This is a genomic window from Microvirga sp. 3-52, from assembly GCF_018383585.1.
Taxonomy (GTDB): domain Bacteria; phylum Pseudomonadota; class Alphaproteobacteria; order Rhizobiales; family Beijerinckiaceae; genus Microvirga.
In genome coordinates, this window is the sequence record NZ_JAHAMK010000014.1 from 72,635 (window position 1) to 86,659 (window position 14,025).

General features: G+C 62.9%; 18 protein-coding genes. 13 read left to right on the forward strand and 5 right to left on the reverse strand.

The window, feature by feature from the left end:
- Positions 1 to 3: 3 nt before the first annotated feature.
- The 5 genes from KHP60_RS12820 to KHP60_RS12840 all read left to right on the forward strand — a co-directional run bounded on the left by KHP60_RS12820 (position 4) and on the right by KHP60_RS12840 (position 5,911).
- Positions 4 to 1,050, forward strand: a complete 1,047-nt coding sequence (locus tag KHP60_RS12820; protein WP_213564644.1) for a sensor histidine kinase — start codon at positions 4 to 6, stop codon at positions 1,048 to 1,050.
- Position 1,051: 1 nt separating this feature from the next.
- Positions 1,052 to 3,202 (forward strand): sensor histidine kinase, encoded by a 2,151-nt coding sequence (locus KHP60_RS12825; protein ID WP_213564646.1) that lies wholly within the window; start codon positions 1,052 to 1,054, stop codon positions 3,200 to 3,202.
- A gap of 249 nt (positions 3,203 to 3,451) precedes the next feature.
- Complete coding sequence (locus KHP60_RS12830) at positions 3,452 to 4,750, forward strand: amidase (protein ID WP_213564648.1); 1,299 nt, start codon at positions 3,452 to 3,454, stop codon at positions 4,748 to 4,750.
- Between the two features lie 66 nt (positions 4,751 to 4,816).
- Positions 4,817 to 5,212, forward strand: a complete 396-nt coding sequence (locus KHP60_RS12835) for a YbaN family protein (protein ID WP_213564707.1) — start codon at positions 4,817 to 4,819, stop codon at positions 5,210 to 5,212.
- A 372-nt stretch (positions 5,213 to 5,584) separates the two neighbouring features.
- Positions 5,585 to 5,911 carry a hypothetical protein gene (locus KHP60_RS12840; protein ID WP_213564650.1) on the forward strand — a complete coding sequence of 109 codons (327 nt, stop codon included), beginning with the start codon at positions 5,585 to 5,587 and terminating at the stop codon, positions 5,909 to 5,911.
- 131 nt (positions 5,912 to 6,042) lie between these two features.
- Here KHP60_RS12840 and KHP60_RS12845 read toward each other — a convergent pair whose 3' ends face one another.
- A complete protein-coding gene (locus tag KHP60_RS12845) occupies positions 6,043 to 6,309 on the reverse strand; it encodes a hypothetical protein (RefSeq protein WP_213564651.1) in 267 nt (88 codons plus the stop codon).
- A 245-nt stretch (positions 6,310 to 6,554) separates the two neighbouring features.
- Between KHP60_RS12845 and KHP60_RS12850 the strand changes: the two genes are divergently transcribed.
- The 4 genes from KHP60_RS12850 (at position 6,555) to KHP60_RS12865 (ending at position 8,955) form a co-directional block, all read left to right on the forward strand.
- Positions 6,555 to 7,127, forward strand: a complete 573-nt coding sequence (locus KHP60_RS12850) for a PRC-barrel domain-containing protein (RefSeq protein ID WP_213564652.1) — start codon at positions 6,555 to 6,557, stop codon at positions 7,125 to 7,127.
- 105 nt (positions 7,128 to 7,232) lie between these two features.
- Positions 7,233 to 7,430, forward strand: a complete 198-nt coding sequence (locus tag KHP60_RS12855; RefSeq protein ID WP_213564655.1) for a hypothetical protein — start codon at positions 7,233 to 7,235, stop codon at positions 7,428 to 7,430.
- A 106-nt stretch (positions 7,431 to 7,536) separates the two neighbouring features.
- Entirely contained in the window at positions 7,537 to 7,821 is a 285-nt protein-coding gene (locus KHP60_RS12860) for a hypothetical protein (RefSeq protein WP_213564656.1), read from the forward strand.
- Positions 7,822 to 7,997: 176 nt separating this feature from the next.
- Positions 7,998 to 8,955 (forward strand): IS630 family transposase gene (locus KHP60_RS12865; RefSeq protein WP_249688734.1). Its coding sequence is split into 2 segments (ribosomal slippage): positions 7,998 to 8,348 and positions 8,350 to 8,955, totalling 957 coding nucleotides; the frame shifts between segments, so codons are not numbered across the junction.
- A 19-nt stretch (positions 8,956 to 8,974) separates the two neighbouring features.
- Here the strand turns inward: KHP60_RS12865 and KHP60_RS12870 are convergent.
- Positions 8,975 to 9,709, reverse strand: a complete 735-nt coding sequence (locus tag KHP60_RS12870; protein WP_213564658.1) for a hypothetical protein — start codon at positions 9,707 to 9,709, stop codon at positions 8,975 to 8,977.
- A gap of 315 nt (positions 9,710 to 10,024) precedes the next feature.
- Between KHP60_RS12870 and KHP60_RS12875 the strand changes: the two genes are divergently transcribed.
- On the forward strand, positions 10,025 to 10,333 hold the full coding sequence (locus tag KHP60_RS12875; protein ID WP_213564660.1) for a hypothetical protein: 309 nt from the start codon (positions 10,025 to 10,027) through the stop codon (positions 10,331 to 10,333).
- A gap of 117 nt (positions 10,334 to 10,450) precedes the next feature.
- Here KHP60_RS12875 and KHP60_RS12880 read toward each other — a convergent pair whose 3' ends face one another.
- From KHP60_RS12880 to KHP60_RS12890, 3 genes are all read right to left on the reverse strand, one after another.
- A complete protein-coding gene (locus KHP60_RS12880) occupies positions 10,451 to 10,642 on the reverse strand; it encodes a hypothetical protein (RefSeq protein ID WP_213564661.1) in 192 nt (63 codons plus the stop codon).
- A 111-nt stretch (positions 10,643 to 10,753) separates the two neighbouring features.
- Entirely contained in the window at positions 10,754 to 10,969 is a 216-nt protein-coding gene (locus KHP60_RS12885; protein WP_213564662.1) for a hypothetical protein, read from the reverse strand.
- Positions 10,970 to 10,986: 17 nt separating this feature from the next.
- Complete coding sequence (locus KHP60_RS12890) at positions 10,987 to 11,652, reverse strand: CBS domain-containing protein (protein ID WP_249688735.1); 666 nt, start codon at positions 11,650 to 11,652, stop codon at positions 10,987 to 10,989.
- Positions 11,653 to 12,396: 744 nt separating this feature from the next.
- Here KHP60_RS12890 and KHP60_RS12895 point away from each other — a divergent pair.
- The 3 genes from KHP60_RS12895 to rnk all read left to right on the forward strand — a co-directional run bounded on the left by KHP60_RS12895 (position 12,397) and on the right by rnk (position 13,907).
- Positions 12,397 to 12,933, forward strand: a complete 537-nt coding sequence (locus tag KHP60_RS12895; protein ID WP_213564664.1) for a PTS sugar transporter subunit IIA — start codon at positions 12,397 to 12,399, stop codon at positions 12,931 to 12,933.
- A gap of 356 nt (positions 12,934 to 13,289) precedes the next feature.
- Positions 13,290 to 13,445: a hypothetical protein gene (locus tag KHP60_RS12900; protein ID WP_213564665.1), complete on the forward strand. Its 156-nt coding sequence runs from the start codon at positions 13,290 to 13,292 to the stop codon at positions 13,443 to 13,445.
- Positions 13,446 to 13,481: 36 nt separating this feature from the next.
- Positions 13,482 to 13,907: a nucleoside diphosphate kinase regulator gene (gene rnk / locus KHP60_RS12905; RefSeq protein WP_213564666.1), complete on the forward strand. Its 426-nt coding sequence runs from the start codon at positions 13,482 to 13,484 to the stop codon at positions 13,905 to 13,907.
- Positions 13,908 to 14,025 lie beyond the last annotated feature (118 nt).

Consider the following 14,025-nt stretch of genomic DNA (forward strand, 5'->3'; position numbering starts at 1 on the left):
TCGATGGATCGGCCGTCCGTCATCCAGTCCGATCGGGTGCTGCGCATCCTCCTCCTGGAGGACAGCGCTCTCGATGCTGAATTGGTGACGGAAGCCTTGATCGACGCCGATCTTTCCGTCTCGATCGAGCGCGTGGTATCCGCCGACGAGTTCACCAGGGCGGTTCGGGACGAAAGCTGGGACCTCATTCTCGCCGATTACCTCCTGCCTGCCTTCGATGGCCTGAATGCCCTCGAGATCGCCCGGGAGATCTCCCGGGCCACGCCTTTCGTCTTCGTTTCGGGCGCCCTTGGCGAAGAGGTTGCCGTCGAGGCCCTGAAGCGCGGGGCGACGGATTATGTGCTGAAGGACAAGCTCGACCGCCTGCCAGCCACGATCCTGCGCGCCCTGGCGGAAGCCCGCGAGCGTGGCGAGAGAAAACGGGCACAGGAAGCGCTGCAGCAGATGCTCGACGAGCGCACGGCGCTTCTGCATGAGCTCGATCATCGGGTGAAGAACAATCTCCAGCTGCTGCTCTCCCTGGTCGGCATTGAGTTCCGTCAGGCCGAGGACGAGCATGTGCGCCAGGCGCTCGGTCGCATGAAGGAGCGCATGCAGGCCCTCGGCGCCGCCCATCGCGACCTCTATGACAGGCAGGGGTCGACACGGTTCGATGCTTCGAGTTTCGCCAAAGGATTATGCCAGGAGCTGACCTCGTCTCTTTCGGGCGTGAGGATCACGCCGGAATTCGAAGTCGAGAACGTGGAGATCGAAGCCGCGAAGGCGGCCCCCATGGCACTCCTGTTCAACGAGATCGTCGTCAACGCGCTCACGCATGCCTACAAGGAGCGTCATGGACAGCTGAAGCTCGTGCTCCACGTCAGGGACGGGACCCTGCTCTTCCAACTCTCGGATGATGCCTTCAGCCTGGAGGAAAAGGAGGCAGCGCGGAAAGGCGCCTCCGGCACCATCCTGAAAGCCCTGGCGCGCCAGCTCGATGCTGATGTGGAGTGGCCGCGCGAGGATCCGTCCACGCTCGTGCGCGTCCTGATTCCGGTTCAGGACAGCTAGCATGGCCGACCGGGAACCCGAGGCGGCAGACAGAACCCGACAACCGAACAGGCATCTTCCTGAAGGGGCCCGCACGTCGTTACGGCAGGTGCTGTGGGGGCTGGTTTTCGTTCTCGCCCTGCCGACCATTCTCGTGGCTGCTGCAGGGCTCTATTCAAGCTACCGGGCCGAGCGGCAGGCCACGGATCTGCGCATGCAGGAGACGGCCCGTGCGCTGAGCCTCTCGCTCGATCGTGAAATCGAGAAATCTGTGGTGGCGCTGCAGGTTCTGGCGCAGTCGTCCAGCCTTGCCAAAGGAGATTTCGAAGAGTTTTATCACCGTGCGAAGAACACCGGGCTCGCCGAACCCTCCTGGATCGCTCTTTTCGAACCCGGTGGTCGCGTTCTCTTCAACACCCTCGTGCCTTACGGCGTGATCCTGCCGAACAGCAATCGCCCGGATGTGCTGCGGCGCATTCAGGAAACCCGCAAGCCGCATGTATCCGACCTCTTTGCGGGCTCGTTGACGGGGCAGCGTCTGGTCACCATCGATGCCCCGGTCATTCTCAATGAAAAGGTTGCCTACATCCTGTCGCTGGCGATCACGCCGGATGTCTTCCAGGAGATCATTCGGGATCAACGGATCGCCGGCGACTGGAATGCCGCGGTGCTCGATCGCAGCAGAAAGATCGTGGCCCGCTCCCGATCGCCGGAGCGATACGTGGGGCGGCCCGCAAGCCCCAATGTTCAGGACGCCCTTGCGGCCGCGCAGGAAGGACATCTCCAGAGCGTGACCCTGGACGGAATTCCGGTCCGCACCTATTTCAGCCAGTCCCCGGCCTATGGCTGGTCCTTCGTTCTCAGCATACCGGAAACGGAACTGGCCAAATCGGCTCAGCGCCCCCTGTTCTGGCTCACGATCCTCGGAGCCGTCATTCTCGGCGGCATTCTCCTGGCGGTTCTGCTCTCCCGTTCCATCGCCAAGCCGGTCGATCAGCTCGTGGCTGCAGCCCGGGCCCTCGGGCGTGGAGACGAGGTTGCCGATCCGGCGACGACGCGGGTTCTGGAATTCGACACGATCAAGAAGGCGCTCGTAGAGGCTGCAGCCGGCATCCGACAGCACCAGCGCGAGCGGGAAGTGGTTCTCGCCCATATGGCCGAGAGCGAGGCGCGCCTGCGCCTGGCGCTCAATGCCGGGCATCTCGGCTCCTGGGAGTTCGTCCCCGCCACGGGGGCGCTCACCACATCCCCGCTCTGCAGGGCGAATTTCGGCCGCGGACCGGACGAGCCGTTTTCCTATGCGGATCTGGTCGGGTCGATTCATCCCGACGACCGCAGCATGCAGGCGGAAGCCGTCGCGCATGCCCTCGCAACCCGCTCGGATCTGCACGTGGAACATCGCGCGATCTGGCCCGATGGGAGCGAGCGCTGGATACGGATGAGCGGCCGCATGAAAAGCGGACCCGACGGACAGGTTTCCATGGTCGGTGTGTCTCAGGACATCACCGAGCGCCGCCTCGCCGAAGAGCGGCAGGCGCTTCTGCTTCACGAGCTCAATCATCGGGTCAAGAACACGCTGGCGACCGTTCAATCGATAGCGTCCCTGACCAGGCGTTCAGCCGAGAGCAGCGATCCGGCCGCCTGGAACGCGTTCATGGACCGGCTGCATGGGATGGCCAAAACCCATGACCTTCTCACGGCCACCCAATGGCAGGGCGCGCTTCTGGAAGACGTGCTGAAGAACGAATTGGAGCTCTATCAGGATGGCATGCGGCAGCGCATCCGCCTGCGGGGCCCTCGGATCAACCTGCATCCGGGTGCCGTCCTCGCCCTGGGCCTTGCCGTCCATGAACTGGCGACGAACGCCGTCAAGTATGGCTCCCTGTCGGTTCCGGACGGCAAGGTGCATGTCATGTGGGCCGTCACCGCAGCTGCAGGCCAGCCTGCGCTTCTCGTGGAATGGGTCGAGAGCGGCGGCCCGCCCGTGAAGAAGCCCGAGCGTCAGGGCTTCGGAACGAAGCTGATTCAGCGCGGCCTCGCACAGCAATTGGGAGGCGAGATCAAGCTCGATTTCGCACCGACGGGTATCCGCTGCGTCATCACCTTCCCGATTTCCACCATGGCATCCGATCAGAACGACGTGGATGAAGTCCGCGAGCGTTATGCGTCGTGATGAGGAACCGCATGTTACACGCCGTGTCGTTCCCGTTGAGGGAAGAGGACGTCAGCTTTAGGAGCCTATGAGCTCGAGGATAACGCGCCCCGTCACCACCAGCCTTGTGCCGGTGATCTCGATCGGTTAAGCGCGGCGCTTCGAACAATCGGGATGGCCGGGACAGGCCCGGCCATGACGGCGGAGGGAATGCACTGGTGTCATTCCCGGCTGACGCTCTAAACCAATGTCCTCTCATCCGGTGCCCTCATGACGACGATCAGAGACAAGCTCGAAACCATTCTGGCGCGCCTTGCCGGGCGCGCGGCCGACGAGCGGGTGTTCCTGCGCGTCTATGAGGACGCGGCGCGCATCGCCGCCGATGCATCCGACGCGCGACATCGCGCGGGCCTTTCGTTCGGTCCGCTCGACGGCGCAATCGTCTCGATCAAGGACCTCTTCGATGTGGCGGGCGAGACCACGCTTGCGGGCTCGATCGCCCTGCGCGATGCACCTCCTGCCGACCGGGACGCTATCGTCGTCCGTCGTCTGCGCCAGGCGGGTGCCGTCATTATCGGCAAGACCAACATGGTGGAGTTCGCCTTCTCGGGCCTCGGCCTCAATCCCCACTACGGCACGCCGGGAAACGCCGCCGATCCGTTGCGAATTCCGGGTGGTTCGTCCTCGGGAGCCGGCGTCTCCGTGGCGGAAGGCACGAGCGAGATCGCCATCGGCAGCGATACCGGCGGTTCCGTACGCATTCCGGCCGCGCTCAATGGCGTCGTCGGCTTCAAGCCGACCGCGCATCGCGTGCCGCTGGACGGCGCGTTTCCGCTCGCGCCCAGCCTCGATTCCATCGGGCCGCTGGCTCGCTCCGTGCAGGACTGCGCCTTCACTGATGCGGTCATGGCGGGCGAAGAGCCGCGCGTGTTGAATCCGCACCCCTTGGCGGGCCTGCGCATCGGCGTTCCACGCGGACGTCTGTTCTCGCAAACCGAGCCGATGGTGGAGCAGGCCTTCGAGGCTTCGCTGACGCTCCTGTCGAAAGCAGGTGCCAGGATCCTCGATCACGGCATCGAGGATCTGCTCGAGGCCATGGCGGACACCACCATCACAGCCTCGATCGCGTCCATCGAGGCATCCGAGGTTCATGCGGATTGGCTGGACACGAAGGCGGCGGAAATGGATCCGCGCGTACGCTGGTGGATCGCGCGCAGCGGCACCGTACCGGCGCCGGTCTATATCCGCATGCTGCGCCGCCGACAGGCGCTTGTCGCAGCCATGGACAAGCGTTTGTCGTCTCTCGACGTTCTGGTGCTGCCGACCACCGCCATCGCAGCGCCCCTGACCGCCCCTCTCGAAGCCGACGACAAGCTCTACAACAAAACCGACGGTCTGATCCTGCGAAACACCATGTTTGGCAACCAGTTCGATCTCACTGGCATCTCCCTGCCGATTCGAGACACCGAACGGCCCGTCGGCCTCATGCTCGTGGCGCGAAATGGTCACGACCGGCGGCTTTTGGAGATCGCTGCAAGCGTCGAGACGATGTTGGCGCAGGAAACGTGAAAGGCACGGAATGAGAGACTGGAGCGTTATGCTCATTCCGGATCCGTCCATGCGAGAAGCCGGATGATGCGTCGACTTTATCTCTGCCTGGGTTATGCAAGCCTCGCGCTCGGCATCGTTGGCATTTTCCTGCCTGTCCTGCCCACGACACCTTTCGTGCTTCTGGCAGCCTGGTGCTTCGCCCGGTCGAATCCGGCTCTTGCCGAGAAGCTGTACGGCCATCCCCAATTCGGTCCGCTGCTGACCGTGTGGCGCGACCAAAGGGCCATTCCGCGGCACGCGAAAATCTATGCACTGGTCGCACTCGCCCTGTCGTATGTCTTGATCCTGTGGCTCACGGAAAGCCGAATCCTGCCCGTCATTCTCGCAGCCATCATGGGCAGTGTTGCCCTCTACATCGCGACGCGGCCAACACCGCGCGACAGAGCCGATGCCCCGCTGTCGGATGCTTGTGATCGGTAAGATCGGAGCATGCTCATCGTCGCTCCGTAAGGCTATATAAGAGCTTCATCTTTGCAGAGCATCTTATGTTTGGCCAAGGTTGTGCCATGTTGCGGCCCAGGTTCCGGGTAGGCTGCAAGCTTCACGATTGAAGGAGCCACATCATGCGCAGCCTCAGCTTGTCAGTATTCCTGCTTGCCTCAGCCGCGATGCTTGCGCCGCTTCTGATTGCAATGGCTTATGCCGCGAGTGTATTGACCTCGGCCTTGATGTTTCCCTGAAACGCTATCACTTTCATCGTCTTTCATTGAGCAATTCACTGACGGCGGCTGCGGATTGGAACCACATTTGTGAGCGGGCGTTGGACTGCGATTGTTGAACAGGACTTTTCAGATGCGAAAAATCGTTTTCCTTGCCGTCGCTGCAATCGGGTCAGGTCTCTTCGTTGCCTCGCCCGCTCTGGCCCAGCCCCAAATCCAATTCGGCATCGGACCCGATGGTCGCCCGCAGGTCGGCGTGCGTGATCCCGAGCAGGAGCGCTACGAGCGCCGCGAGCGCCGCGAGCGTCGGCAGGACGATCGTGCCCGCGCCTACGAGGCTGGCCGCCGCGACGCTCTGCGTGAAGAGCGCCGCTACGAGAGCCGCTGCCGCAACATCACCATTCAGGAAGAGAACGAGTGGGGCCGTACCGTCACGCGGCGGGTCCGACGCTGCGACTGAGACTGATCCCCATCCTCTGATGTCGGGCCGCGCCGCCTGCTGGTGCATCATGCGCAATCCAGAGGTTGGCTTCAGCGACCCGCAGGGTCACGCCGTTGAAACGTGGTCCCGGCTTCCCGAGGAACGACGCTCTACGTCCGAGGGTTCGCGATTTCCGCCGTGAGCTTGGGAAGTTCCTTAGTCATCCAGTCGATCATCTGATCGCTGGTTTTCAGATGGCTGGGCATGGGGATGAACGGGCCATGGGATTCGTAGATGGCCATAGGGTCCCGTGCCCCCAGAATGGGGTCCAGATCGTCCTCGATCTCAGGCGTGATGGTTCTGCCGCCGAACCATGTGAGAAGCATCAGAAGCATCCCGACGGCGCCGGCCAGAACGACGAGCAAGGATATTGCCAAGTCTGCGACCACTTGTTCCTTCCTTGAGTTCCGAAGCGCTTCCTGAGGAGAGCCTATCACCGAAAGACCTGCACTCCAACGCTGCAAAGCGGGCCGGGCAAGGCAGCGTCGCGCCTCGATTTTCGCAGATGTGAGGAACCGCGCTCAAGACCTTGAGGTTGAAACTTAAATCACCTCATGCGTGACGAATGCGGCCATGAGGGAAGGGGTGCGGAGCGGTCGATCCTGTCGGATGGGAGGCGCCCATGAGAACGTATTATGTGTTCCAGTCCACGACGACCCCCGCTCTTCGCGGCTTCACGGAGAGTGCAACGGGAGAAATGCTGCCGGCCGAACATGGACCTTGGGTTCTCAGCCGGCAGGTCGGCCCTGATGACGAGTGGACGCTCAATGTCAGCCGCGCCGTCGTGGCAGCCGGACTCATCGAAAACGGCTATTATCTCTGGGGTCCGATCAATCAGACGGCAGCGTGGCATCCGGTCATCGAAAGCGACCGGGTGGAAGGCACGGCTGTCTACGGCTCGGAGGAGACCCAGATCGGCACCATCAAGCGCCTGCTGATCGAGAAGGTGAGCGGACGGGTTCTTTATGTCGACGTGACCTTCGGCGGATTCCTGGGGATCGGGGTTCATCATCATACGATCCCGTGGGACAAGCTGTCCTACGACAAGGAGCTCGAGGGATATCGCACCGATGTGACGGCAGCCCAGGTCCAGGGCGCACCATCGTTCTATGGCGACGATCAGGTCTGGCCCGATCGCAAGCGTGAGCAGGAGATGCGGGATTACTGGCACGACATCCCGAGAGGTCCGATCTGATCGCCGGGGCTGCCCCACAAGAACCGCCCTTTTTCCCGACAAAGCCTCACGGTGGGAGCGCGGGGCTGATATGATGGCTTCGTCCCCTGGTTCCTGGAGGGTGCCATGATGGAGCATGTGTTCAAAGTCGGAGAGGTCGTGAGGCCCCGATCGACCAGTCATAATCTGCCAAACGACCTTTTCCGGGTTCTGCGCCTCCTGCCGTCGACGGCAGGAGGCGTCCCGCTGTACTGCATCAAGAGCCAGGCGGAGCTGATCGAGCGGGTCGTCGAGCAGAACGACATCGAGGCGGCGCCGCGCTGAGCATGGAAGGTTGCGCGGCAGGTCCCAAGAGACATTTTCATTCCATGAAACGTAAAGCAAAGTAATGCGTTGAACTTCCATGCGCCACAGACGTGGAGATGGATTGATGAAGAAATCAACTTGGCTATTAGCTGCTGCTTTACTTGGATCGACTATCGCCGCTTCGACCCCATCATCTGCTCAAGTGCAGTTCGGCATCGGCCCCGATGGTCCGAACGTTCGCGTTGGGCCGGATAATGACCGCTATGAGCGCCGTTACATCGAACGTCGTCGTGTCTATGACCGGGACGACCTGTCGACCGGGAGCATCGATCGCTGCCGGACCGTTGTGATCCGCGAGGAAGAACCTGACGGCGACATCGTCACGCGTCGCGTGCGCCGCTGCCGCTAACGTCCTGAAATTGACTCCGGAATATGCCTGAGAGGTGCGCTGCCTCTCAGGCATTCTCGTTGCGTGGACTCATCCCGACACCGCACGATGCGCTAGAGCATCGGACGAGAAATCTGACTCCCGGGGTTTTGGGCTGGCGCGATCCATGATTCACTCTCTGGACCGGGAGGTGGATCATGGGTCACTGCTATTCTCTCGATCTTCGGGTGCGGGTCGCCGACTTTGTCGAGGCGGGCCATTCCTGCCGGGCGGCGGCCCGCCACTTCGGGGTCAGTGACAGCTGCGCCATCAAGCTGATGCAGCGCCAGCGGCACTCCGGCTCCCTCGCGCCGGCCCGTCAGGGCCGCCCGCCCGGACGCGGCAAGCTGATGGCTTGTGAGGCCTTCCTGATCCAGACCGTCGAGGCCGAGCCGGCCATCACCATGCCCGAGCTCGCCGCCCGGCTTCTGGACGAGCACGGGATCGTTGCGGCTCCCGCGATGCTCTCGCGCTTCCTGTGCCGGCGTGGCTTCACGTATAAAAAAACACCTGATGGCGGCGGAGTGCGTACGCGCCGACGTGCGGGATGAGCGCCGGGTCTGGGTAGGCCAGCGCCAGCCGCGCATGCGCCAAGAGCCGCACCGATTGGTGTTCCTCGACGAGACGTACGTCAACACCAAGATGACCCGCCTGCGCGGACGCTCTCGCCAGGGAGAGCGGTTACGCGCGAGCACTCCCTTTGGGCACTGGAAGACGCACACCTTCATCGCAGGCCTGCGCTGCCATGAGCTGAGCGCGCCCTGGGTGATCGATGGCCCGATCACCCGGTCTGCGTTCGACATCTACGTCGAGACGCAGCTTGCTCCGACGCTGAGATCCGGCGATGTGGTGATCCTCGACAACCTCGCGGTCCATAAGAGCGAGAAGGCCGCCCAGTGCCTGAAGCAAAGAGGGGCCTGGTTCCTGTTCCTGCCTGCTTATTCGCCCGACCTAAATCCAATTGAGCAGGCCTTCGCCAAGATCAAGGCACACCTGCGCAAGGCCGAGGCGCGTACCTTCGACGCGCTGTGGCGCGCGCTCGGCGGCATCTGCGATTTGTTTGAGCCGCAAGAATGCTGGAACTACCTCAAGGCAGCTGGATATTCGTCCGGTTAACCGTCCGATGCCCTAGAGCTCACGCGGCCGCCGCATGCTGCGTCTGATGTGACGCTACATCGGCCGTAATCGCCGGCGTCATCATGCGCCCGCGGTTGATCAGGGCCGCGACCGCGGATGCCAGCGACAGCGCGGCTTGGTCCGACCGTCCGAGCTGCAGGCAATGCACGTAATGCCGCATCAGCTCAACCGTGACGTAATGAAAGGCCACGTCCGACCCGCGGGCAACCTTCATCCTCCGCGAGGCCGTCATCAGCTTGTCGAGATACAGGGATTGCTCGACCTGCGGCTCCGCCAGGAAGCCGCTCAAGCCCCCGAACATGTGCTCGAAATGATCCCACAGGAGAGCGAGGTTCTTGGCGGCCTTGTCCTGCTGGTCCGGTACAAGCGCCTGGAACTCGGCCAGGAGTTCCCAAACCGGATCCGACTCCAGCGCCTTGTTCTCAGCGCTGGCCATCGGAATGAAAGGCAGAAGCGTCCGCGTGTGCGAGAGCAGAGCGGGGCGCAGCGCATCCCATCGGGCAAACACCTTGGGTAAAACGATCAGGGCGGTGGCGAGAACGGTCCGGTCGAGCACGGCGCCGGTGCGCTCCAGCGCGGGGCGCGCCGCCTGCCTGCAGGTCTCGATGAATTGCCAGCGCAGAAGGCAGAGCCTGTAGAAATGTTCGAGCTTGTCGATGAGGCCGTGTTGCGGTTGTTGATCCACAGACCAGGGAAAGGTGAAGTCACTTCGAGACTGAGGCGGGCTGCTCATAAGGCTGATGATCCGATCCGCAAATCGCTTCCGACACGGGTTGGGTCATACAGGAGCAATCCAGGCAACTTTGAGGCTTCCGTCCTCATCACGTAAGTACGTTTGGTCGCAGCGGAATTTCCTCTTCGCGTCAGGATTATAGGGCCATCATGATCTTCGGGGTCATTCCCGGCAGAGCGAATGGCCGAGCCTTGAACCGTCGCCCGCCGTTCTTACATCTCAGAGGACCCGATCCGGGCCCCTCTGACGCGAGCCATGCCGGCATTTGCGTGATGTCGGATCTCCTTCGATCCGTTCGCCGGCACAGAGGTGAGAATGCTTCAAGACCTTTTGGCGACCATCGTCAGCATGCTGATCGTCGATCCGCTCCAGGCGGAGATGAGCGAGCGCCTGGCCCGGGTCCGCGCCCCTCAGGCCGTCATCGCCGACGTTCGCACCTGCGCCGCATCCTCCCTGCCGAAGCTGGCCGACCGGGCCATGGCCGAGCCGCTTTGGGTCGTCACGACCGCGCTCGACGTCTGGATCGGCCGCACCGCTCCGGAAGCGATCCTCGGCGGCACAACGGCCCAGTGCGATGCCGCCGTCAGAGCGGCCAGGGTCTATCTGGAGAGCCGTGGCGCGTGATCCCGCATAAGGTCCGGTGAAGCCGGGTGTGCTCCGCTTAAGAAGGGCCGCCGGCCGCAGGTGCTACGGCCGAGAGAAGGCGAGGCAACGGGCGCGAGCTGGATGAAGCTCGCGCTGTCAACAACACATGATCGACACGGGATCGCTGGCGGGGAAGGTTTCTTCCAGTGCCAGATCGAGCCTTCGGTCGAGATCCGCCGGGTTGTTGGCGGTTGTGTCGATTGCCTCATCGCGCATTGGCCTGCTCTCAATCGGCCTGGTGATCAATGCGGGACCGTTCTGGGTTGTCCGAGTTTCGTTCTGTTTCATCATCTTCTCCATCGGTTGTGCCCATCGCGGGGCAAGCATGGTTGAGGCAGGCACGACATTTCCCGCCAAACGCCCATCACGAGAGAGTGCAGGCGCAAAGGGTTGCGATCCTCATGGCAAAGATCTCCTGGACTTCGGGACATCTTGCCCCGCGCGGGGCACCCGGAACGTGTCCCAGGACACCCATGCGGCAAAGCCCAAGACCGCAATGCCGTAAATGCCGAGAACCTTTCCAGACTCGATCGTCATTGCCCCGAGGACTCCGAGCACCAGGCACACACCACCGAACAGGAGGGCGTGCTTCAGGATTGCACGAAGGCGCGTCATCGGATTTTCCTCCGGCATCACGAAACGGAGCGGGATCGCAGGATCATCCGATCCTGGATCGACCGGATCCCCAAGGTGTTCTCGGCTGCGACGAGGATCGCCTCACGCTCTGCCGCCGAGTCCACGAGCCCGGCAATGTCCGCGTTGCCGCGATGCACCGAGATGTGGACGAGCCGGTGAGAGGGCGTCACCGTCTTCACGCGGGCCGTCAGGTCCCGCAGGATCGTGTCGTCCGCAGGGGGCTCGGTGAACGGTGAAGCGCGGTGGCGCGCCACCGCCTTGACGAGATCGCTGCGGCTGACGATGCCGACGAGAACATTTCCTCGGACGACAGGAAGTCGCTTGAGCCGCCGCTTCTCCATGACGTCGGAGACATCCGCAAGGGTCATGTCTTCCGTGGCCGTTGCGACACGCGGTGTCATGACGTGCCACGCCTTCCGACCGTGGGCCCGCACGTAGTCGGCGGCTTCCGCCTCGATGTCGGCGAAGACCTTGCGCCACCAGGAGCGCCGGCGCTGGGTTCCAATTTCAGCCCGCCGGATCAGGTCGCTCTCGCTGACAATGCCAAGGAGACGTCCATCGACACCCACGACGGGCACGGCGCTGATCCTCCTGCCGGTCATCACACTGGCGATTTCGTTCACCGGGGTGGCCGTCGCAACGGAGATCACATCGCGCGTCATCACATCCGCGACGGTGAGCGGAAGTGGCGTCTCGCCTGCGGGCCGACGCTGTGATCTGCGGTTCTGGTCATGGGGTTGGTTATCAGACGAGCGGTCAAGCGCTTCCCGCCTCAGACGCCACGGCAACAGCGTAATGAGGCCATCGCCGTCAGGAACGGGCGATGGGCCAGCAGTTGGCGATGGCTGCAGGTAAGGAGAAAGCGGCTCGGTCGAGTGTCGACGATTCACGGTCATGTCTTCTCCTCCGCGCGGCGCGGCATGCAGAAGGCTGAGGGACGATCCTGACGGGCGCATGCCGCGCCGGCCCCAGGAGGGGCGTCTTGAATCCGAGGATTGTTCAGGAATCGTCATGACCCCGAATAGCGGACCGCCGCGACGGGCAGGTCGGCCTTCGGGGTTCAATGGTCTGCTTGGAGGCGCCCCGCGCGAAGACTCGAAGGATGACACAGCGTAATCATGACATCCTTTAGATAAGGCTTGGGATGCACGGGTTCAAGCTCAGGCGGTCAGAGACGATGGACTTGAACTTACCTTGCCGGCGAGCGTTGCCATAATGCCATGAACACACGCATTCTCATGCGGCGCATGCTGTTCCGGAAAGGACTTCTCCAAACGGGCGGTTAAGCCCGCGGCGGCGCGGAGGCGTCGCCCCGGGTCGATTGTCTTCGCCCTGTTCTCCGGAAGCTTGAGGCGGCCCGTATACCCGGGTCGACATTGATGATGGCATTCACCATGATGGTATCCTTGATCACGCCTGCGCGTGTGATTTCACGCCTGAGCACACGCGACGTCCGGCACGTCGTCGACGCACTCACCGGCATCGCGGCGGACAGCGCAGCGCTGGACCACGAGGTCGTCCGCGACGCGGCTCTGGAATGCGGAGAGGCGTCTTGCTTTGGCTTCGGCCGCGGCGTCGCGGTTCCCCACGCTGTAATCTCCGGTCTTGAGCAACCCATCGGCGTCTTCGCGCGTCTCAGGCCCGCGCAGGACTTCGGCGCCGCAGACGACATCCCTGCCGATCTTGTGTTCCTGCTGCTGAGCCCTGGCGGCGATGATTCCACGCATTTGCGGGCCCTGGCCTGCGTCGTGCGCCGCCTGCGCGACCGCGAGATCGCATCGCGTCTCAGGTCGGCGAAGGACGCGGAAGCCATCTATATCGTGCTGACGAGCGACGTTTGGCGTGAGCCTGGCGAAGGTCCTGAAACCGGACATTCCGCCACACCGCGCCCATGCGGTTTGACAAACGGGTCAATGTATCCCAGCTTAAGGACACTATGTTGAGCTTCGCACAATACCATCGCGGCCTGCACCGGGCAGGCAACCTCATCGCGGGCAAGTAGCCCCGAGCTCGACGTGCATCCGCACCCCGAGTTCGGGGGAGCGCAAGATCCTTACACCTTCGGACATCTTGTGAGGCCGGGTGCTGGCGCATCCGGTGCGGCGGTATGCTTCAACACTTCTTCAAACTTGTTTTCCGCACGGCGGAGCGCAAACCCGTTCAAGCCGGAGGCCGACGGGGCAGTCTGCGGATGGGCGAAGCACGCCCCGATCATCAACGTCCCACAGCAGAATTCCTGGCGCAGGTGCTGAGGTCGGCACTCGCCCAAAAGAATGCTGAAAGCAGAGGAGACCGTGCCGTGCATCAGCCTTCGTACGAACCGCCGTCGCAAGACGCGGAGCTGCCGGACGAGAAGGTTGTCCGGCTGAGGCCGCGGCGACGCCCCACGACGGAGCAGATCCCGAACCCGCCAACTCATGACGGCGACAACGATCCCGGACCGTCGGCAGCCTGAATCCTGCCAACAGCCCAACAGAACAGGAAACATCCCATGACCAAGAAAATCAGCGGCGCCAAACCCCGCATCATCCTGACCTCCGCCGACTACGAGAAGCTCTCGGTTTTCGCCAACGCGGCCGCGAATACGATGCCCGATGTCGCAGCCGAACTTGCCGAGGAGCTCGACCGCGCACACGTCCTTTCACCGGGCCGCCACCCTGTCGACACCGTCTGCATGGGCTGCGAGGTCGACTTCCGCGACGACGTGACGGGTCGGGTACAGACGGTAATCCTTGTCTATCCGAACGAGGCCGACATCTCGAAGGGACGCATCTCGGTACTGACCCCCATCGGAACCGCCCTGATCGGGCTTCCCGTCGGCAAGTCGATTGACTGGACCACGCGCAACGGGGAGTCGAAGCGGCTGACGGTGCTGCAGGTGCGCGAACCTGCAGTCGTGGAGTACCAGCCCGCATAAGCGCGCATGCCACTGAAAAGTCGTGCGAACAGTTCGCCATGAGGCCGTCGCCGGCCGCTTGGCCCTGCTGGCTGCTGTAACCGGCAGAAGTGCTGCCGACGGCAAATGAATGGCCGAG